The organism is Candidatus Kapaibacterium thiocyanatum, from assembly GCA_001899175.1.
GTDB classification, from domain to species: Bacteria; Bacteroidota; Ignavibacteria; order Kapaibacteriales; family Kapaibacteriaceae; genus Kapaibacterium; species Kapaibacterium thiocyanatum.
The window spans coordinates 267811-289419 of record MKVH01000003.1; the positions used below are offsets into that span (position 1 = coordinate 267811).

General features: G+C 60.9%; 13 protein-coding genes. 8 read left to right on the top strand and 5 right to left on the bottom strand.

Annotated features, from left to right (window positions below):
- The first annotated feature begins 122 nt into the window (after positions 1-122).
- The 3 genes from BGO89_04790 to BGO89_04800 are packed head-to-tail and all read left to right on the top strand — an operon-like array spanning position 123 to position 6754.
- Positions 123-3644, top strand: a complete 3522-nt coding sequence (locus tag BGO89_04790) for a hypothetical protein (protein ID OJX60884.1) — start codon at positions 123-125, stop codon at positions 3642-3644.
- Positions 3645-3701: 57 nt separating this feature from the next.
- Complete coding sequence (locus BGO89_04795; protein ID OJX60885.1) at positions 3702-5591, top strand: hypothetical protein; 1890 nt, start codon at positions 3702-3704, stop codon at positions 5589-5591.
- 14 nt (positions 5592-5605) lie between these two features.
- On the top strand, positions 5606-6754 hold the full coding sequence (locus BGO89_04800) for a hypothetical protein (protein OJX60886.1): 1149 nt from the start codon (positions 5606-5608) through the stop codon (positions 6752-6754).
- 40 nt (positions 6755-6794) lie between these two features.
- Here the strand turns inward: BGO89_04800 and BGO89_04805 are convergent, their stop codons facing one another.
- From BGO89_04805 to BGO89_04825, 5 genes are read right to left on the bottom strand one after another with little or no spacing between them, the layout of a single operon-like run.
- Positions 6795-7043 carry a hypothetical protein gene (locus BGO89_04805; protein OJX60887.1) on the bottom strand — a complete coding sequence of 83 codons (249 nt, stop codon included), beginning with the start codon at positions 7041-7043 and terminating at the stop codon, positions 6795-6797.
- A 45-nt stretch (positions 7044-7088) separates the two neighbouring features.
- On the bottom strand, positions 7089-7703 hold the full coding sequence (locus tag BGO89_04810; GenBank protein ID OJX60888.1) for a uracil phosphoribosyltransferase: 615 nt from the start codon (positions 7701-7703) through the stop codon (positions 7089-7091).
- Entirely contained in the window at positions 7703-9268 is a 1566-nt protein-coding gene (locus BGO89_04815) for a hypothetical protein (GenBank protein OJX60889.1), read from the bottom strand. Before BGO89_04815 ends, BGO89_04810 begins: the two co-directional genes overlap by 1 nt.
- The gene (locus BGO89_04820) at positions 9265-9741 is read right to left on the bottom strand and encodes a peroxiredoxin (GenBank protein OJX60890.1); all 477 of its coding nucleotides are present in this window, start codon (positions 9739-9741) and stop codon (positions 9265-9267) included. The genes BGO89_04815 and BGO89_04820 overlap by 4 nt, the downstream gene beginning before the upstream one ends.
- Before the next feature lie 42 nt (positions 9742-9783).
- Positions 9784-11484, bottom strand: a complete 1701-nt coding sequence (locus BGO89_04825) for a DNA polymerase III, subunit gamma and tau (protein ID OJX60891.1) — start codon at positions 11482-11484, stop codon at positions 9784-9786.
- Between the two features lie 102 nt (positions 11485-11586).
- On the opposite strand from BGO89_04825, the gene BGO89_04830 reads away from it, so the two are divergent.
- From BGO89_04830 to BGO89_04850, 5 genes are all read left to right on the top strand, one after another.
- A complete protein-coding gene (locus tag BGO89_04830; GenBank protein OJX60892.1) occupies positions 11587-14322 on the top strand; it encodes a hypothetical protein in 2736 nt (911 codons plus the stop codon).
- Positions 14319-17132, top strand: coding sequence for a hypothetical protein (locus tag BGO89_04835; protein ID OJX60893.1), 2814 nt, complete (start codon positions 14319-14321; stop codon positions 17130-17132). The genes BGO89_04830 and BGO89_04835 overlap by 4 nt, the downstream gene beginning before the upstream one ends.
- A 10-nt stretch (positions 17133-17142) precedes the next feature.
- On the top strand, positions 17143-17916 hold the full coding sequence (locus BGO89_04840; GenBank protein OJX60894.1) for a hypothetical protein: 774 nt from the start codon (positions 17143-17145) through the stop codon (positions 17914-17916).
- Complete coding sequence (locus tag BGO89_04845) at positions 17913-18818, top strand: hypothetical protein (GenBank protein OJX60895.1); 906 nt, start codon at positions 17913-17915, stop codon at positions 18816-18818. Before BGO89_04840 ends, BGO89_04845 begins: the two co-directional genes overlap by 4 nt.
- A gap of 177 nt (positions 18819-18995) precedes the next feature.
- Entirely contained in the window at positions 18996-21515 is a 2520-nt protein-coding gene (locus tag BGO89_04850) for a Clp protease ClpC (protein ID OJX60896.1), read from the top strand.
- Positions 21516-21609: the final 94 nt, after the last annotated feature.

Sequence of the window (21609 nt, forward strand, 5' to 3'; positions counted from 1 at the left end):
TACTTCCGACTTCCAGATCCAAGACCATGTCCCAATTCATTGACCGCATCCGGTCGTCGTGCCGTGGCGTCATAGTATCGTTAGTCCTTGCCCTGATTGGGGTTGCCACCGCTGCAGCCCAGGTGAACGTTACACTCGTCCCTTTTCCCGATGGCTCCACGGTCGATGCCATCTCCGCATTCCCCACGGTCATCGCCAAGATCCGCGTCCGCCAGGGCAGCACGCCGCTGTCACTGAAGACCCGTGACGTCGTCATCCGTGAGGGCCGCGATGCCGTGATGCCCACGACGGTTGCCGACGAGGGTGGCGGAGTGCATCGTGTGGAGTGGCTGTGGAATTCGACGTTCCGTCCCATCATCTACGTGACGAAGGACGGCGAGATGGGCAGTGTCTCTCCGACCGTGGCGGCGACATCGTACGGGCTGTTCCTGCGGGACAGTGCGGGACGGAATCTTCCCAACCAGATCATCTTCGGTCATGTCGAGCCCGGCAACGAAGTACTGCTCAAGCTGAAGCTCGTGGCCCTGTTCGTACCCAAGGATGCGAAGGGCAACGAAATCCCCGTGAAGCTCGATTCGATAAAGACGCGCACGGACAATTTCCGGATCGTATGGAGAGGCCATCCCGTAGCCGGTACGGAACCGCCGCCGCGGATGATCATGTCCCCGTGGGACTATCGCTACGATCTCATCTTCGCTCCGAAGACCAGCGACCCGGTCGTCGATCTGCTGACCATCTACTACAACGGTGGTCAGATGAAGAGCATCCTCCTGACCGCCAACCGTCCGCCATACGAACGCACCAAGCTCCTCACCGTGACCCATCCGAACGGTGGTGAACAGTTCACGCCGTGTCAGCTCGTCGACATCACGTGGAAGGGCGCCATGAAGGGTTTCCTCTCCACGGTGGAGTACACGACGGATGACGGCAGGACATGGAATGCCATCGACTCCACGCTCGACTCCACGCTCGTATGGAAGGTGCCTACCGTTCTCAGCGACAAGGCCCGTATCCGCGTGCTGCAGAAGTTCCAGTCCAATGACGAGATGTGGCTCTACGGCGACACCGTGGCCGTATCGAACATCGCCTTCAATCACGATGGCAGCAGACTGCTGAGTGCGCACGTCAACGGAACGATCTACGAATGGAATGTCCAGACCGGCCAGCGCATCGGGACCTACAAGGCTTCGATGACGGGTGCGCAGCAGAGCATCACGGGACTCGCCTACGTCGGTACGACGCGTTCCTTCGTCGCGTCGCTGAACAGGCCGACCTCGACGGATCAGTTGCTCCGCTTCGATGCGGGGCAGGAAGCGCCCGTGCTCTCGGTGGATCTGCCGGGCGGCGCCCGTGCACGCGACATCGGCTGCGATCCTTCCGGAACGGGCATCTACGTCATCCCCGTGCTGGCGGCCCGTATCCTCGTCTACGACGCAGCTACGCTCGGTGAGCTGCCCCCGCTGAATCTCAACGCTCCGATCACGGCAGGCGGCGTACGCGGAGGCTATCTCGACCTCATGCTGATGAACGGTGACCTCGTACGGCTCACCATCCCCGGCGGTACCCAACAATCACGCATCAACACGGGCTTCGCCGACGATCGCTTCTCCATCATCACCAAGCTCAGCGTGTCGCAGTCGGGACGCTTCGCCGGCCTCGGAGGAGAGACGGCGGCACCCGGATCCGTACCGCGTGACCAGATGACCTACGTCTACGACATGACGAGGCCGGCCATCGCACGGATGTTCTACCGTGAAGTGGGATCGAGCATTTCCGGTCTGTCCTTCAGCGCCAACGACGGATATCTGGCCATGGGCTTCGGCCTCTCTCCGAAGTTCCTCGTCTACGACAACGCGGCCGATACGACCGTCGATCAGATCAGCGATGGACATTCGGAGCAGGTCACGGACATGGAATTCAGTCCGGACGGCAAGACCCTCGTCACGAGCTCCATGGACCGTACCAGGAACCTGCTGCGCCGATCCTTCATCACTCCCGAAGACGACGTCTCCGATACGACCTTCAGTATCGTTCCCATCCGCCTCGACATCAAGCCCATCGTGATCCGCCGGCAACTCATCGGTACGTCGCGTGACACGGTCGTGACCGCCAACGTCTGCAACGTCAGTGGCGTGCCCCTCGTCGTGGAATGGGCGCAAATGGACAGGAAGGTCTGGGTTTCGCTGGTCGATGCGATCGATGGCGATACGATCCAGCCCGGCGAGTGCTTCCGTCTGAAGCTGCGCTCCGCGCCCCTCGACACCGGACTGCTCGTCGATACGCTACGTATCACGTGGTGCGGTACCACGGCGGCGATACCGATCGAGCTGCAGTCGCTGAATCGCGATCTGTCCATCCTTGCCGACATGGCAGACTTCGGTGACGTATGCGTAGGCCAGGGCAAGACGCGCACGCTGGCGATGATCCGCAACAACGACCCGGAACCGGTCACGATCAACACGATCTTCATGGAGCAGGGACTGCAGTCGCAGTTCCGCATCGTGCAGGCCATCCAGGACAGTGTGATTCCGGCGGGAGGCACGCTCGAAGTGGAAGTGGAATTCCGTCCGCGCCGCAGCGGTTACGATACGAGCAACATCGTCATCCAGTATGCCGGACAGAAGAACGTCCAGGCCCTCTCCCGCGTGACGGGCCGTGGCTCGGGTGCGGACATCCAGATATCGCACACCGTGCTGCCCTTCATTCCCGAAATCACCGAGCGTGAAATCGTCCTCACCAACAGGTCGGACAATCCGGTCGTCATCACGTCGGCATCGGTCATGACCGGTGAGCCGTTCACGGTGCTCACGAATCTGCCCCTGACCATACCGTCGCACGATTCCGTGCGTCTGCGTATCAGGTACGACGGCGGCGCGGTGAGCAAGCAAGCGGCCGTCGGGCTGTCGTTCGATCCGTGTGCATCCATCTCGGAATGCAAGCTCGCCCTGTATTCGTCCACCACGTCGTTGCGCATGCCCATCGTTTCGGCCGACCCGCGTGGCGACGCCGAAATACCCATCGAGGCAACCTTCGTCGAGAACTGGAGCTATAAGGGTGAACGGTTCCTGGAAGGTGCCTTCACGGTCAATCCGCGTCTCTTCCTCGCACGGGAGATCACCGTCCCGAACGGTTCCGCGGAGATACTATCGCAGGATATCATCGACGGCAGGCGTCTCGTACGCTTCCGTATCACGAGCGACTTCTCGGCCAATGGAGAGATCGCCCGCCTGAAGGGCTGGGCGGGGCTGGCGGAAGTCGACAGCTCGTTCCTCGTCTTCGATACGACGCAGGTCGACTTCGGTTCGGCCGTCACGGTGAACTACGTCGATGGTCTGCTGCGCATCCTCAATCCGGATCCGACGCGACGTATCATCGACAGGTCCGTTGCCGCGATCACGGGCATCGCCCCGAATCCCGTGGGGAGTACGGCCAGCGTGGACCTTTCCATGCCGGCAGCCGGGACGGTGACCATGCGCTGTATCGACCGGTACGGTAACGACGTCGTGGAGGCACGGACGTTCGACGCGCCGGCCGGTACGTCGAAGCACGGTCTGGACGTCGGTGCCGTCGCACCCGGCGTCTATCACGTGGTAGTGATGCACGACGGCCATACCACTTCCTATCCCTTTGTCGTCCTCCATTAATCGCCGCATACAGTGACAGTACTACGTCGGTTCTTCATCGCGTTCGGCCTTGCCGCAGTGTGTACCCATGCCACGGCACAGAAGGCCGATACGGCGCTCGGGCGCTGGATCGTTCAGGGTGGTATCTACGGCAGTGCGAACATGCACAGCAGTTCGTTCCGGCAGCTTCCGGGCATTCCCAATTGCTGCGTGACGTTCACGGGCGACCTCGGCTTCGGCGGAGCGCTCGTGGCCGGTGTCGAATACGTTCCCGAGACGACGCTGTTCGGTCTGCCCCTCAGGGCGGGAGCCAACGTATCGTATACGCTGCTGACGGCCGCATTGCGCGAACCCGAAGTGGTAGGAAACATCATCCGTGGTAACGACGTGTCCTCCGGAACGGTGGAACATCGTCTTGCCGCCTCCTATGCGCCGCTTTCCATCGAACCGTACATCGCTCTCGGACTGCCCGGAATCCAGGGTCTGCGTCTGAAGCTGGGCGTGCAGGCCGGTATTCCCATCATGGCGACGTACGAACAGAGCCAGATGCTGCTCACACCGTCCGACCCCGCCTATACGTTCGAGAACGGAAGCCGTACGCGCGCCCATACGGAAGGAAGCATTCCGCAGACGTCGGCATTGTACGCCGCGGCCGTCGTAGGCCTGCGCTACGAACTGCAGACGTCGCGCCAGCTCGTCGTCGCACCCGAAGTCCAGTACAACATCGGATTGACGAACATCGTGAAGGATCTCACGTGGAGCATCAGTTCGATCCGCTTCGGTGTACTGTTCCAGTACAGACTCGAACGGCATGTCGAGGCGCCACCACCTCCTCCGGTCGCCCCCCCGCCACCACCTCCTCCGCCCGTCATCGCGCGGCTCGAGAGCACGCTGAACGTCACCGGTCCCGACGGAAAGGCCCCCGTGAACGACACGCTGCACCTTCCCGTCGTGAAGGAGCACACCGCCGCGACGGTCTATCATGCGGCCCCGGTCGTCTTCTTCGAAGCCAATTCCACACGGCCGCTCGCGACGACGTCACCCGCCGGCAGCATGCAGCAGGACGTCGTGGCATCGGTACGTGCCTACATGGAAGCGCATCCCGATGTACGTCTGATCGTCATCGGCAGCACGGCGGCGGATGAGGATGCCTCGCTCGCCAAGGGCCGCATCACGTGGGCGGTGGATCAGCTCGGACTCGATCCCGGACGCCTGTCGGTCCAGCCCGTCGTCAACCAGCCGGCCCGCTATCCCGAACTCGCGGACGAACAGCGTATGGTACGCTTCGCCTTCAACGGTGCGGGCAAGGTACTCGACGTCGAGCGCAACGCGACGACGCGTACGGCTGCCGATGCGGAGATCCGCGTCGCCCAGATGCTCGTCTGCGAAGCCGGTCCGTGTACGTCGCAATGGAATGCGAGCGTGCAGGGAACGGACGTCGCCCTTGCCGGTGGCGGTGAATTCCGCAGTATGACCATTCCTGCCGCACGACTCGAGAGCGCCCGTGAGGGCATGTTGCTGAACGTTTCCGCACGTGTGCAGGACACGACGGGCAGGAACGTCGCATCGCAGGTCCAGGCCATCATCATGCCCGACGTAGTGGAACGGACGACGACGCGTAGCGTGCTGTCGAGCGACGACGATGCATCGGCAGGCGACATCCACACACTCGGCTATTTCGATTTCGACGGTACGGCATTCACGTCCGTCAACGACGACGCCATCGCCATGGTCCGCGAAGCGCTGCGCAACGGCAAGCGTATACGGTTGTATCCCGGTACGGATAACCTCGGTACCGAGCAGTACAACCAGCAGCTCCAGCGTGCACGCGCACGTGCGGCGACCCAGCTCGTCGGTGCGAAGGAACGCGATGCAGACATCCATCTGACGACGACCGATCCGTCCGTGACATCGACTCCGATGGGCCGCATGGCGCGTCGCTCGGTGCGTGTATCCATTCTGCCCTGATGTGAGGTAGCCGCATGCTGTCGAAGGAAGACTTTCTCCTCGATCCATCCACCATCTTCCTGAACCACGGTTCCTTCGGGGCATTGCCGCGTGCCCTGTTCGAAGAGCAGCAGCGCTGGCTGGAACGTATGGACAGGCAGCCCGTCCTGTTCTTCCGCGACGCCCCCGAGCTGTTGCGTCAGGCTCGTATCGCGCTCGGTGACTACCTCGGTGCGGATGCCGACGATCTCGTCTACGTCGTCAATTCGACTTTCGGTGTCAACGTCGTCGCACAGGCGACGCGTGGCATGCTGAAGGAGGGCGACGAGATCCTCATGACCGATCATGAATACGGTGCATGCGATCGTGCATGGAGATACTACCACCGTGATACGGGTGTGAACATCGTCCGGGCCTCGATCCCCATGCCCGTTCCGCCGTATGGTGATCTTGCCGACATCATCTGGGCCGGCGTGACGGAACGCACGAAGGTCCTCTTCATCAGTCATATCACGGCGCCGAGTGCAATCCTTCTTCCCGTGAAGGAGCTGTGCCGTCGTGCGCGCGAACGCGGGATACTGACGATCGTCGACGGTTCCCACATTCCAGGACATATGCCGCTGGATCTCGAGGATATCGGCGCCGATATCTACACGGCGAACTGCCACAAGTGGATGTGCACGCCCATCGGCTCGGCCTTCCTCTGGATACGCCGTGACGTGCAGGATCGTATCGGACCTCTCGTGGTGAGCTGGGGATGGCAGGCCGAACGTCCGGGCATCAGCCGCTTCATCGACGAGCACGAGTATCTCGGAACGCGCGACCTCACGGCCTTCCTTACCGTGCCGGCCGCCATACGATGGATGCAGTCACAGCAATGGCCCACGGTCCTGGCGATCAGCCGATCGCTGCGCGAAGAAGGAATGCGATTGCTGTGCGCCATACCCGGAATCCGTCCCATGCTGACGGATGCGGACGACGACGTACTACTGATGGGCGCCGTCATCCTGCCCGATCACGTCGATCCCGTCGCCATGCAGATCCATCTCTACGATCACGACCGTATCGAAGTCGTGATCCACTACTGGCTCGGTGTACCCATCCTGCGATTCTCGGTTCACGCGCATACGTCCGCCTCCGATATCGAGGCACTCGCGGCGGCCGTCCGCAGATACGTCGCATAAGACATAAAAAAAACGCCGGGCTGAGCCGGCGTCGAAAGCATCAGATCTTTTTCTCTTCCCTGATCTTCTGCAGGAACTGCTCCATGAACGTGAGCGAGTCCGGAAGGTTCAGGCTGAGCTGCGCGCCGCCGCTCAACTCGAGGTCGACGTATATCTCCGAGTCCGGATACTTGTAGTCCACCTTGATGTTCTGGATATCGGCGAACGGCACGTTATGACGGCCGAAGTTGAAGATCGTCATGATGGTGTCCTCCAGTAGTTTCGACGGGATGAAGTGCTGACCAAACATACATTGATTTGCGATACGTCGGCATGACGGACGTCATGCGTCCCGTCACGTACCGAAGAGGCGGTCCCCGGCATCACCGAGGCCTGGCATGATGAAGCCGCTGGCGTTCAGGCAGCGATCGAGCTGAGCCACGACGACGTGCACGTCGGGATGCTGTGTCGTCACGGCTGCGATACCTTCCGGAGCCGCGATGATACTCGCGGTGTAGGTGGCCTTGTGCGGGATGTCTTTCAGGAGATCGAGCGTGGCGCACATCGTACCGCCCGTGGCGAGCATGGGGTCGAGGACGATGACGATGCTGTCGTCGAGGGGCGGGAGGTTGCAGTAGTACCGATGCGCTTCCAGCGTTTCCTCGTTCCGCTTCAGACCGACGTAACCCACCGCCGCATCGGGCAGGATGTCGAGGAAGGGATCGAGCAGACCCAGACCTGCGCGCAGGACGGGAACCAGTACGACGGTTCCGTCGATGACCGTGCCCGACGTCGTTTCGAGGGGTGTGGAGACGTCGATGGTACGTGCCGGCAGATGGCGGGATATTTCGGCCGCCAGGTGGAGACCGATGCGCCGCACCGCCGCACGGAACGACGGTGTCGGTGTCGTTCCGTTCCGTACGCAGGAGATGTCCTGCGCGAGCGCCGTGCCTTCGAGGATCGTTGTCATCAGAACCTGGGATACCAGCTGATGGTGATGCGTGGAATGGAGTAGATCGTCGTGACGTCCGCACGGTCTTCCGATACCTGGTTCGGATTGTTCGGATTGACGATGGGCAGTCCGGTTTCCAGATCCGGATAGCGTGCGATCACACGATCCTTGTCCGTACCGAGCATGAAGTTGAAACGCACGACGACCTGGGGATAGAAGAGGCCGATCGGTGTGGGAATGTTGATGCCGAAGGCCGGACCGACGTGGACGCCGTAGGTGGACGACGATACGGTGCCGTCGCTGACCATCGCGAGCGTACCACCGCCCGACAGACCGAAGTTGACCTTGTTGTACGGATTCAGGATATACGTACCGGCGAGCTCGACGATGGAGATGCTGATCGGGTTGAGGCCGAAGAGTTCCTGCGGCTTCGTGTTCTTCGCCGTGAGGAAGGTGCCTTCGAGCGTGAAGCGGTCCGTCAGGCTGTAGTTCAGCGTACCGCCGAACGTGATGAGGCCTTCGTAGGAGAACGACCGCGAGGGTTGGTTCACGCCCGGCTTGGGATAGTTCTCCCAGCGGTTCGGAATCGTTGCCTGCGTGCTGCGGAAGAAACGCTGCGTATACGTCTGGTGTTCGACGATCGTGTTGGAGCCGACCGTGATGCCGATACCGAACTTCTTGTCCTTCAGCCACTTCGACCACGAGATGGAATCCATCTCGTAGGCCTGCATCGCGAGTTCGTACTGTTCGTCGAGTTCGTAGTCCTCGTCACGGGGCTTCGTAGGTTGTGCATAGGCCGCCGAAGCGAACAGCACCAGGATGGAAGCCAGCGCGAACAGGCGACGGGCCGTGGATGTGGTCTCGGCGATGACTTCTTGCAACGTCATGGTTCGGATCTCCGCTATTTTTTCCGCGACGAGGCGGACGTGCGATGGTTCGTTTCTGTGCCCCCGGAAGGGTACCGGGGTGATGTAGGGGGAATCGGTCTCGATCATGTATCTGTCCGCAGGTACCGACTGCACCGTTTCGTTCAATGTCGATTTCTTGAATGTGATATTGCCCGTGAACGACACATGCATGCCGAGATCGAGGGCACGGCGTAATATGGATACGTCTCCGGAAAAGCAGTGGAGCACGCCGCGGAGCGTGCCGTCCTGCTCCTCCTCGATGATGCGGAGCAGGTCGTCGTCGGATTCCCGGTTATGGACGATGACGGGCAGGCCACGCCGTTTGGCGATACGCAACTGTTCGCGAAAGTACGACTTCTGGATGTCGGGACTGCAGAAGTCGTAGTGATAGTCGAGGCCGATCTCGCCGATGGCGACGACGTCCGCACGATGGGAGAGTTCCTCCACGCGCTCCATGTCGGCCATCGTCACGTCGCCGGCATTGTGCGGATGGACGCCGATACCCGCACGGATGCGGTCGTCGAGAGCCGCCGTCTCCAGGACGCGATGCCAGGTACGTGGTTCGATCGCAGGAATGATGATGCCCGTGAGCCCCGCATCCCATGCCCGCTGAAGCAGGGCCGGACGATCCTCGTCGAACGCTTCGGTGTCGATATGGGCATGCGTGTCGATCATGCTCCGGCACCGAGGGCCTTCAGGGCCTTGAGTACGGTTTCGGCATGTTTCGGCGTGCGGACCTTTGGAAAGGTCTTCACGATGATGCCGTCGGGGTTCACGATATAGGTCGTGCGTTCGACGCCCATGTACTTGTGTCCGTACAGGGATTTCTCCTTCCACACATCGTAGGTCTCGCAGTAGGCATGTCCTTCGTCGGAGAGCAGGGGATAGTTCAGGTCGTACTTCGCCTTGAACTTGTCGTGCGAGGCCACACTGTCCGGACTGATGCCGACCAGCACGGTTCCCGTGGCGGTGATGGGATTCATGTTGTCGCGGAAATTGCACGCTTCCTTGGTGCATACCGTCGTATCGTCCTTCGGATAGAAGAAGAGGACGACCCACGAACCTCGCGCATCCTTCAGATCGAACAATCCTCCGCCGTCGGTAGGTCCCTTCAGTGCCGGCGCCTTCGTGCCTTCAGCCAGTGCCATCGTTGTATTCCATACAGGTGACAAGAACGTCGAACCACAAAACTACGATGCCCGGCGTGCCTTGAAGAGTTCCATGATGGCTTTTTCCACGGGCAGCAGTTCGTCGGAATCGTCGATGGACGACGCTCCGCCCGCCGGAGTCTCTCCCGATTCGGAGTCGGCTACGGCAGCCCCTGCCTGACGCTGATAGGGAAGGAGATGCACCGTGACGGCCATGCCGTAGAAGGCGGCGAGGTTCTCGCGCAGCTGCGGAAGCTTGTCTTCCAGGCGGTTGTGGATGATCTCGGCACGGGGCCGGAAGGTGATCCCCGTATCGGTGATGTCCACTCCGAGCAGGTCGGCCGGATCGATGGCCGTCTTGACGAACAGCAGCGATTCCGGAAGCGTATCGAGGAAGGCGCTCCAGCGCGATGCGATGCTCTGCAGCGACGGTTGGGGTGCCGGAGTCGCGGGCGTGACGGCGGCTTTCGTGGTCAGGGGAATGGTCTTCGCCGGTACGGGTGTTGCCGTCGGAGCTGCCGGAGTCGATGCGGTAGCCGAAGCTCCCGGTTGTGCCGGCGTTGGCACCGGCACTGGCTTCGGCCGTACAGGTGCGGAACCACCCTTGCCAATACTGTTCAGAAGGGTCGTCAGATCGACCGTCGAATCCATCGCGGCGAGCTGGACCAGGGTGAATTCGAAACGGATGCGCGGTTGCGGCGGGTTGCTGCGCAGGACGGCTTCGCCCTGGGAGATCATCGTCATGATGCGCAGTACGTCGGCGCGGGTGAACTGCGCGGCCTCTTCCGCATAGCGTTTGAGGAAGGTCTCCGATGCTTCGATGAGCGATGTACTGCCCGTGGTGAGGACGGTGAGGATGTTGCGGAAATGCTCGAGCAGGCCTACGAGGCACTCCTGCAGATCGTAGCCACGGTTGATGACCTGGCGCGAGAGCGTGAACATCGACGTCACGTCGTGCGTGTGGACGGCCTCGCTGAGCGAGAAGAAGAAGTCGAGATCGATGAGGTGCAGGGCATTGCTCACCTCGCTGTAGTGGATGTCCTTACCGCAGAAGGCCACGACCTGGTCGAAGATCGACTGCGAGTCGCGCATCGAGCCGTCGGCCTTCTTGGCGATGGCGACGAGCGATTCGTCGTCGATCGTGTATCCTTCGTTGGCGGCGATATGGCGCAGTTGTGCCGTGATCGTATCGATCTCCATCCGCCGGAAGTCGAAGCGCTGGCAACGGCTGAGGATCGTGGCGGGAACCTTGTGGATTTCCGTCGTCGCGAACACGAAGATGAGATGTGCTGGCGGTTCTTCGAGCGTTTTCAGCAGGGCGTTGAAGGCGGCCGTCGAGAGCATGTGCACTTCATCGATGATGTACATCTTGTACCGGCCGTTCATCGGGGAATATTTCGCATTCTCGCGTAGTTTACGCACGTCGTCGACGGAGTTGTTCGAAGCGCCGTCGATCTCGATGACGTCGACGGATCGCCCCTCGAGGACGTCCGTACATGCAGCGCAGGTATTGCAGGGTTCGCAGTCGATGGCATTCGGGCAGTTCAGGGCACGCGCCAGAATACGCGCACATGTCGTCTTGCCCACGCCTCGCGGACCTGTGAACAGGTAGGCATGATGGATGCGTTCCGAACGGATGGCATTCTTGAGCGTCGTCGTAATGTGTTCCTGGCCAACGACATCGGCAAAGCGGAGCGGGCGCCACTTGCGTGCCGTGACGATGAAACTTTGTTGTTCGGTCATGGTCAGTGCTTTCAGAGGATACCAATGAAACTGCGAAAACTTTTACGGCTGGGCAATCGCATCGCTGCGCTCGGAGCGGCTTGTTGTCTGTTTTTCATCGATATGTCGGCCCAGACCAGACCCAACGTCGTGTGGGTCCGCTTCCGTCCGGGTGTCGCCTATACCGCTGAAGCCGCCGCCAGGATGCTGCCGGAGGGTATGGACGTTCGATCGCAACTTCTCGCGCCCGAGCAGGCCCGTGCCTTCCGTCCGATGAATGCGCTCGCTACGCGTCCCCGTGTTCCGTCCGCACTCGAACGCGCCGAAGAGAAACTGTGCCGCACGTTCGCCGTGGCCTTCGGTGGACCGATCCTGCCCGAACGCATGGCCGCCGCGCTGATGTCGAAGCAGGGCGTGGTGGAATATGCCGAGCCATGGTATACGGATGAGATGCACGCCGTTCCCAACGACCCACGCACGGGATCGCAAGGCTATCTGACCCGCATCAAGGCCTTCGAGGCATGGGACTCGCTGCAGGGCGACACCAACGTCGTCATCGGCGTCAGCGACAACGGCGTGGACCAGACCCACGAGGACCTGCGCGACAACATCTGGAAGAACGGAGGCGAGATTCCGGACAACGATATCGACGACGATGGCAACGGCTACGTCGACGACTATATCGGGTGCAATCTGGCTTTCTCGCTCGATGGCACGAAGCCGGGGGTGACGCTGAATCCGTCGCAGTCGCATGGCACGGAAGTGGCCGGTCTGGCTGGTGCCACCACGAACAACGGAATAGGAATCGCCGGTTCCGGCAACAGGTGCCGGTTCTTCCCGATCAAGACCGGCAGTGCCAGGGGCGGCGATCTCGTCTACAGCTATCAGTCCATCGTCTATGCCGGCCTCATGCGGTTCAAGGTGCTGAACTGCAGCTGGGGACGCGTGAAGCCCTTCTCGCCGATCGATCAGTCCGTGATCGACTACGCGGCGGCCAATGACGTCGTCATCGTCGCCTCGGCAGGCAATCACGGTTCCTTCGTTCCGAACTATCCCTCTGCCTACGATAACGTGCTCGGAGTGGGTGAGACGAACGAAGACGACTTCGTCCTGTCGAGCTCGGGCGTGGGAGTCAACGCCGACGTCATGGCGCCGGGTTATCTGGCCCTGACGACGACGTCGGGCAACGGCTATACGACGAGCGGTATCATGGGTACGTCGTTCGCCTCGCCGCTTGCCGCGGGAATGTGCGGACTCATACGGAGCCGATATCCGCAACTGAACGCCGTCCAGACCATCGCCTTCGCACGACGCTGCACGGATGATATCTCGGAGAACAACATCCAGTACGGTGCCTTGCTTCCGGGCCGCATCAACTTCATGAAGGCCGTCACCACGGACCCCTTCTCGATTCCGTCCGTGCGTATCGTATCGGTCGATCAGCGGGATGCGGCAGGCACGCCGGTCGAACGCTTCCGCATCGGTGACACGCTCCATCTCACCTTCAATCTCAGGAACGAACTCGGTCCGGTTACCGGACTCACGACGACGTTGCAGGCTGCCGTACCGAACGGGTGGAACGTGACGATTCTCGATCACGACATCGACGTCGGTACCATCGGCACTGGAGCCGATGTGGCCGTGGGCACGTTCCGGGTCGTCATCAACGGTGTGAACAATCTGCCGCTGATCTTCAGTCTGGAAATGGAAGCGGACAACTACTCGGACAAAGGACTGTACTACCTGCCGAAGCCCGCGCCCATCACGACGTTCCGGAACAATGTGCTGGCCTACACGGCAAGCGACGACGGATGGCTTGGCTTCGACGGATACCCCGATCAGACACGCCAGGGTATAGGTCTGATATGGAAGGGACAGGAATCGCTGCTCTCTCCGTCCGGTCTGCTCTTCACCGAAGGCGGCGCGCATGCACTGAAGGCATACGACAACCTCACGAACCAGTCGGATTTCACGATCGAGAAACCGTTCACGGGCGCCGACTCCAATCGTGCCGTAATGTCGGACCGCGCCGTTTCCACGGATCGGTACGTAGGGGTGCGGATCACGCAACGTCATACCTTCCCCTCGGCCAACTTGTCCGCAGCCGTCATCACGACGACCGTGGAGAATACGTCGGATCGCATCCTCACCGATATCAGTGCGGGCCACTTCCTCGATTTCGACATCGGCCAGGGCGGCTCGGAGAACCTGATACGATTGGCTCCGGAAGCCATTCCCGACAACTTCTCGACGCATAGCGCCGCAGCCGAAGCTTTCGAACGCCAGGGCGTTCCCGTCGCCGTCGTCATCGCCTCGTCCGTCGCGGATCCCACGGCCGAACCCCAGGCGGTGGGTATGCGCTATCGCACATACGTGAACGATAACGACGGGCTTACCGATGCCGACGTCGTGACGCTTCTGAACAGCGGCACCGGCATACAGACAGCCGAATCGGGCGACATGTGCACGGTCGTCGGCATGAAGTTTCCGGGCCAGCTCGAGCGCGGCGCCGTGCGCACGTTCATCACGGTGATCGGGATCGGACAAACCATCGGAGACGCTGCTGCCACGGTGCGGGCGGTGCTGCTCGATCCGATGTCCGTGAACGACGCTGCCGGCCATACCGCCACCATCGTCTATCCCCAGCCGGCATCGACAGTATGTACCATCGATCATGGGGCGGGCATCGAAGCCATCGACCTGGTCGACGTGGCGGGCCGCACCGTACTGCACCAGATGGCGGATCCATCGGCCGAGCGCAGCATGCTGAACCTGGCATCGTGCGGAAGTGGAGTCTATCGCTGCATCCTTCGTTCGCAGCGCGGCATCGTGTCGTTGCCATTCGTGATCGTCCGATGACATCACGCTCCCATCATGGTCGATCGCTCATCGTCGCCATGATGATGATGGGGATCGTCACATCGTTCGTTCATGCACGGCAGAATGCCGCCGACGACTACATCGCAGGGCGTGCGAAGGTCCGGTTCTCCGCCGAAGCCATGCGTACGACCACCGCGGAACGGATCGCGGCACGGAACGGCATGCGCATACGATATGCGTTGCTGCCGTTCGAGCGGTCCGTCACGTGGCGTATGCAGCACTCCAAGAACGACGGCCTTCTCGATGCGAACACGACGACGATCGTGGCGCTGGAAGAACCGCTTCTGCGTTCCTTCGTCGTCGACGTCGACGAGCAAGGGCTGTCGCCCGACCTCTACTGCAGGAAGATCCAGTCGGCGTGCGGCGACATCGAGATCGCGGAGCCGGCCATACGATACCGTCTCTGCGCCGATACCGTCAACGATCCCGAGTCCGGGCGTCAGCATCTCATCCAGACCATCCGTCTTCTCGACGCATGGATGGTGGAGGCAGGTTCCGATACGGTGCGTATCGGCATCGGTGACACCGGTATACGCCAGGATCATGAAGACCTCAAGGATGCCATCGCCGTCAACAGGGGCGAGATTCCGGACAACGGTATCGATGACGATGCGAACGGCTATGTGGACGACTACCGTGGATACAGTTTCACGACGGAAGACGATGGCACCAGGCCGGGTGATACCTACAATCCCACCGATGGACACGGCACCGGTGTGGCGGGGATATGCGGTGCGACGGTCAACAACAACATCGGCATCGTCGGTATCGCCAACCGGTGCAGGATCGTACCGCTCAAGACCACTCCCAATGGCGGGAGCGGGATCGTCTTCGGCTACGAAAGCATCATGTACTGTGCGTTGAACGGCATCGATGTCGTGAACTGCTCGTGGGGAAGCTTCTCGAAGTCGTGCATCGACGAGAGCATCATCGCCTATGCCATCGGCCGCGGTACGGCCGTCGTGGCGGCAGCGGGCAATCACGGTACGACCGCTTCCTTCTATCCCGCGGCATACCCCGGTGTGCTCGGCGTCGGCGTCACCGATCCCCGCGATACGGTCGTCGGTATGAGCGCACTCGGTCCGGCCGTCGACGTCATGGCGCCCGGACAGGAAACGGTCACGACGTCGAACGACGGCACCTACGGCACCTTCTGCTGTACGTCGGGATCCGCACCCATCGTCAGCGCCATCGTCGGTCTCGTACGGTCGCATCATCCCTCATTGACGCCGCTGCAGGCCTGTGCTCTCGCAGAGCGTGCGGTCACCGATATCGGAGCGTTGAATCCGGGGCGGGCCGATCTCATCGGTGGACGTATCGACGCGCTGAAGGCAGTGACGCTGCGACCCGATTCCATCCCGTCGCTCTCCGTTGATACGCTTCTCGTCGCCGCCATGTCGGGCAGGTCGCGATGGGGCGTAGGCGATACCGTCGTCATGACAGTACGTCTGAGGAACCATCTGGCTCCCGTCACTGCGGGCACTGCGACGATCGACGTCGTCGGAGATGGCGCTGCCGCCATCCGCATGCTCACCGGCACGATTGCCATACCGTCTATCGCGACGGGTGCGGTGGCGACCCTCGAACCGATACGCTGCGTCGTGATTTCGGAACGTGATGCCGACCTCTTCGTACGGCTGCGCCATTCCGCCACGACGACGGCGGGCGACGAACATCGTCAACGCTATCTCCTTCCGGTCACGCCTACACCGGCCTTCCTTACGCTGCGTAACGACATCGTCGCACTCAGCGTGGGCGACAAGGTGCGCATGGGTAATACGGACCTCAACAAGGGCCAGGGCGAGGGCCTCGCCTACAAGGGCTTCTGTGGTCAGCTCTACGAAGGCGGCCTCATGATATCGAGCAGGGGACGTCTCGTGAGCAGCGTACGCGCGCGACGCGGCATCGACGATCACTTCGTTCCCGTGAAGCGGTTCATCGTTCCCGACGAACTGCAGGGCAGCGCCGTCGATGCAGGAGCTCCCGACTCGCTGCGGCTCGGAGTCCGCGTCGATCAGACCGTCCGTCTCGCCGGAGGCGATACGGCCGTCTACATATCCGACATCGTCATCGAAAACATCTCGGACAGCACGCTCGACGACGTGGCAGCGGGTTGGTTCATGGACTGGGATCTCGGCGTGCAGCCGGCCAGGAACAGGACGTATTTCGTCAACGCCATGCCGTCGGGCGTTCCGCTGTCGATGCAGATCGCGACGAGCTCCGTGTCGGATGTCGCCGTGGCCTGTGCCGTCTCCAGTTCCGAGGTGGGATCGACGCCCGTCTGTGCGGGCATCGACAACACGGTGACGTACAACGGGATGTCGGTGATGCTGAAGGATTCTCTTCTGCGCAACGGCACGGCCGTGCAATACTCCGGTGAGAACGACATCGCGGTTGTAACGGGAATGCGTTTTCCCGCATCATTGAAGGCCGGGCAGAAGCGTCGTTTCCGTCTCGTGATCGCCTTCGGCGATCATCCCGATTCGGCGCGAAGCCTCGCCGAACGGTATTCGGCCGTGCCCCCGGCACAGGAATTCCATGTAGGTCTCCCGTATCCGCAGCCTGCCGGAACGGACTTCCTGCTGCCCGTGGACATGGTGGAACCGGCGATGGTCACGATACGGATGTACGGAATCGACGGTCGGCTCGTCCATGAGCAGAGCACGTTCCTCGGTACGGGTTCGTTCGACGTTCCCGTACCGACGACGGGAATCGGTACGGGCGCCTACGTCGTACGGACGACGGCAGGGCGGCATTCGGCCACGGTACCGCTGGTCGTGGTTCGTTAACTTTGTCAGCATGAATATCATCCGCACATCCGTCGAAGGGCAGATCGGCATCGTCACGATGGCGCGCCCTGAAAAACGCAACAGTCTCAGCGCCGAGATGGTGGCCGCAATGTCGGATGCCATCGCCGCGATGGGTGCCGACGATAGCGTACGTGTCGTCGTTCTGCGAGGAGAAGGCCCGGCCTTCTGCGCCGGCGCCGACCTCGCCTATCTCCGGCAGATATCGGACAATTCGGTACTCGACAATCTTGCGGACAGTACGGCGCTCATGCGCATGATGCAGTCCATCGTCGAGCTCCCCAAGCCTGTCATCGCCATGGTCCACGGCCCTGCGATCGCCGGAGGCTGTGGACTGGCCACCGTCTGCGACCTCGTCGTGGCCGGTCGCGAAGGCGCACAGTTCGGATATTCCGAAGTCCGGATCGGCTTCATCCCCGCTATCGTCATGGTCTATCTCCTTCGCAAGATTGGGGATACGCAGGCACGGCGTTTGATTCTCACTGCAGAGAACGTTTCCGCGACGGAGGCGCATCGGCTCGGACTCATTTCCCATGTCGTCGACGATGCCGATCTGGAAACGGCGACGATGGATCTGGCACGAACGGTGGCGAAGAACAGCGCATCGGCACTGAAGCTCAGCAAGGACATGCTCACGGCACTGCACGGGATGTCACTCGATGCCGGACTTCGTTATGCCACGTCGATGAATGCATTGGCCCGGCAGACGGACGACTGCCGGCAGGGTATAGAACGATTCCTTCAACAATCACAATCCAGAGGATGATCCGACAGATGATTATCGCACGCATCGTACGGCCGGCTGCACTGATCGCAGCGACATTCGCCGTGTTCGGCACGGCGGCTGCCCAGCAGGCCGTGACCCGCATCGAAGGCAAGGTAACGGATGAAGTGACCGGTGCCCCTGTGGAATGCAAGATGTACGTCTACACGCCTTCGGGCAAGAAGACGTCGCAGAAGAGCGGTACGGACGGTACGTACCTCGTCCTCATCAATGAGGCCGGAGACTGCAAGTTCGTCTTCGCCGGCTACAACGTCTACCGCAAGGAAGAGACGTTGAACGTGCCACCGAACACGCAGTTCAAGGACATCAAGAAGGACTTCAAGGTCCGTGCGCTCAAGGAAGGGACTCCGATCTTCTCCGTACGCGGGTTCGACCGGAACAGCGCCAACCTCACCGCGCAGGGCAGGAAGGAACTCGAAGGTGTCGCCGAACAGCTCCGCGTCAACCAGGAAATGAACGTGCTGATTTCCGTCGTGGCCGACGAGGATCAACTCGGTCCCGTTCGTGCCCAGGCGGCCGCCGAACATGCCAAGGCCATGGACGCGTGGAAGAAGGCCGTGAAGAAGACGAAGAAGGGTGCCACGCCACCGGATGAACCGGTAGCTCCGGCCGATCCCGTCGATCCGAACGTCCAGTTGCTGAAGGATCGCATCAACGCCGTCAAGAACGCTCTCTCTGCCGTCAAGAACGTCGATGTGCGGGTCAAGTACGCCGAAATGGTACTTCCGTCCACACAACAGCCGACCGCCGCCGCACCCGTGGCGCCAAAGAAGGGCAAGGGAAAGGGCAAGTCGGCCGAGACACCGGCGCAGACGCAAGCTGCCGCGTCGTCGCATGCGACGCTCGTCGCCAGTGTCGGCAAGGTCAAGCAGTTGTTCGACTGAATTCGCTCTATCGTGCCATGGGAACGTACGTACGTTTTCGGACGTAAGAACATGGCTGTGAATATCTTGGGCGGGAGCCGAGGAGAAAAATCGGGTATATTTTCTCGCGTCAGGTAACAGAATGCACACGTATTCGTCTTCCGACTACAATACCCACCTCTCCGAAGAGAGTTCATCATGGAAGGCAACTTCTCAAACAGAGTACAGGATGTGATCAGACTCAGCCGCGAGGAAGCATTGCGGCTGGGGCATGATTACATCGGTACCGAACATCTCCTGCTCGGCATCATCCGCGAAGGCGAAGGGATCGGCATCAAGATCCTGCGCAATCTCGGTGTCGATCTCGGCAAGCTGAAGCGTGCCGTGGAAGATACCGTGCGCTCGATGAGTGGACCGCTGACCATCGGGAACATTCCTCTCACGAAGCAGGCCGAGAAGGTTCTCAAGATCACCTATCTCGAAGCCAAGCTCTATAAATCCGACGTCATCGGTACGGAACATCTGCTGTTGTCCCTGCTCCGTGACGAAGACAATATCGCTGCACAGATCCTGGCGCAGTTCTCCGTGAACTACGATGCGGTACGCAAGGAACTGGACGCCTATCTGAGCGGCAAGCCGAGTTCGTCGTCCTCCTCGTCGAAGTCCGACAAGGGAGCGGCGCGCGGCAAGGCTGCACCCGAGCGTGTGAAGACGCCGGTGCTCGACAATTTCGGTCGCGACCTGACGAAGCTCGCCCTCGAGGAAAAACTCGACCCGGTCATCGGACGGGAGAAGGAAATCGAGCGTGTGGCGCAGGTCCTGTCCCGCCGCAAGAAGAACAACCCCGTCCTGATCGGAGAACCGGGCGTGGGCAAGACGGCCATCGTCGAAGGCCTGGCCATCCGCATCATCGAACGCAAGGTGTCGCGCGTTCTCTTCGACAAGCGCATCGTGACGCTCGACCTGGCAGCTCTCGTGGCCGGAACGAAGTATCGCGGTCAGTTCGAAGAACGTATGAAGGCCGTGATGAACGAGCTGGAAAAGGCGAAGGACGTCATCCTGTTCATCGACGAGCTCCATACGATCGTCGGTGCAGGCGGTGCATCGGGCTCGCTCGATGCCTCGAACATGTTCAAGCCGGCACTCGCGCGGGGCGACATCCAATGCATCGGTGCGACGACGCTCGACGAGTATCGTCAGTTCATCGAAAAGGACGGCGCTCTCGATCGTCGCTTCCAGAAGATCCTCGTCGAACCACCTTCTGCCGACGAAGCGGTACAGATCCTGAACAACGTCAAGGATCGCTACGAAAAGCATCACGGCGTACGGTACGACGATGCTGCCGTCAAGGCCTGCGTGGCCATGGCGGACCGCTACATCACGGACCGTTTCCTGCCGGACAAGGCCCTCGATGTGATGGATGAAGCAGGTGCCCGCGTGCATCTGGCCCATATCACCGTGCCGAAGGAAGTCCTGGAATTCGAGGAAAAGATCGAATCCGTGCGACTCGAGAAGAACCAGGTCGTCAAGTCGCAGAACTTCGAGGAAGCGGCCCGCCTGCGCGATCTCGAGAAGAAGTATCAGTCCGAACTCGAACAGGTCAAGGAAGACTGGGAACAGCGTGCGGGAGACATGGTCTACGACGTGACGGAAGACGATGTCGCCGACGTCATCGCCATGATGACGGGTATTCCCGTCAACCGCATCGCCGAGAGCGAAACGGCCAAGCTGCTCAAGATGGCCGAAGAGCTCAAGGGTCAGGTCATCGGCCAGGACGAAGCGGTGGAACACCTCGCGAAGGCCATTCGCCGCGCACGTGCCGGTCTGAAGGACCCGTCGAGGCCGATCGGTTCCTTCATGTTCCTCGGGCCTACGGGTGTAGGGAAGACGGAACTGGCGAAGGCGCTGGCACGCTATATCTTCGACAGTGAAGATGCCCTGATCCGCATCGACATGAGCGAATACATGGAGAAGTTCTCCGTGTCCCGCCTCGTCGGAGCTCCTCCGGGCTACGTCGGATACGAAGAAGGTGGACAGCTCACCGAGAAGGTGCGCCGCAAGCCCTATTCCATCATCCTGCTCGATGAAATCGAGAAGGCCCACCCCGACGTCTTCAACATCCTGTTGCAGGTCTTCGACGATGGTGTCCTGACGGACGGCCTTGGCCGTCGTGTCGACTTCAAGAACACGATCATCATCATGACGTCCAACGTCGGTATGCGTGACGTGAAGGCCGGTGGCCGGATCGGATTCACTGCCGACGCCGTCGCGGACGACTACGAGAACATGAAGTCCACGGTCGAGGAAACGCTGAAGCGTCTCTTCAATCCGGAATTCATCAATCGTATCGATGAGTACGTGGTGTTCCGCACCCTGAAGAAGGAACACATGTACAAGATCATCGACCTTCAGCTCAAGCGTCTGCTCAAGCGCCTCAGCGCACGCAACATCTCGCTCGAGCTGGCGAAGTCGGCGAAGGACTTCATCGCGGACAAGGGCTTCGACGAAAAGTATGGGGCACGGCCGCTGCGCCGCACGCTCCAGCGCTTCGTCGAGGATCCGGTGGCCGAGGAAATGCTCAAGGGTACTTTCACGGACGGAGCGCTCATCAAGGGCAAGCTGGACAAGAAGACCAATCAACTGGTCTTCACGCTCGGCAAGTCCAAGGGTGGCGACTCGCAGGAAGAACACGAAGAGCTCGAAGCGCACGAAGAATAAGTTCGCGTACAAGCGTACAAGCGTACAAGCGTACGAATGCAACGAAGGGCCGATCATCGCGATCGGCCCTTTTCGTTTATCGTGAGAGCGTATC

Coding starts and splice junctions, on each gene's coding strand:
- BGO89_04800 (OJX60886.1), top strand. CDS start 5,606: ATGCTGTCGAAGGAAGACTTTCTCCTCGATCCATCCACCATCTTCCTG.
- BGO89_04805 (OJX60887.1), bottom strand. CDS start 7,043: ATGTTTGGTCAGCACTTCATCCCGTCGAAACTACTGGAGGACACCATC.
- BGO89_04810 (OJX60888.1), bottom strand. CDS start 7,703: ATGACAACGATCCTCGAAGGCACGGCGCTCGCGCAGGACATCTCCTGC.
- BGO89_04815 (OJX60889.1), bottom strand. CDS start 9,268: ATGATCGACACGCATGCCCATATCGACACCGAAGCGTTCGACGAGGAT.
- BGO89_04820 (OJX60890.1), bottom strand. CDS start 9,741: ATGGCACTGGCTGAAGGCACGAAGGCGCCGGCACTGAAGGGACCTACC.
- BGO89_04825 (OJX60891.1), bottom strand. CDS start 11,484: ATGACCGAACAACAAAGTTTCATCGTCACGGCACGCAAGTGGCGCCCG.
- BGO89_04830 (OJX60892.1), top strand. CDS start 11,587: ATGTCGGCCCAGACCAGACCCAACGTCGTGTGGGTCCGCTTCCGTCCG.
- BGO89_04835 (OJX60893.1), top strand. CDS start 14,319: ATGACATCACGCTCCCATCATGGTCGATCGCTCATCGTCGCCATGATG.
- BGO89_04840 (OJX60894.1), top strand. CDS start 17,143: ATGAATATCATCCGCACATCCGTCGAAGGGCAGATCGGCATCGTCACG.
- BGO89_04845 (OJX60895.1), top strand. CDS start 17,913: ATGATCCGACAGATGATTATCGCACGCATCGTACGGCCGGCTGCACTG.
- BGO89_04850 (OJX60896.1), top strand. CDS start 18,996: ATGGAAGGCAACTTCTCAAACAGAGTACAGGATGTGATCAGACTCAGC.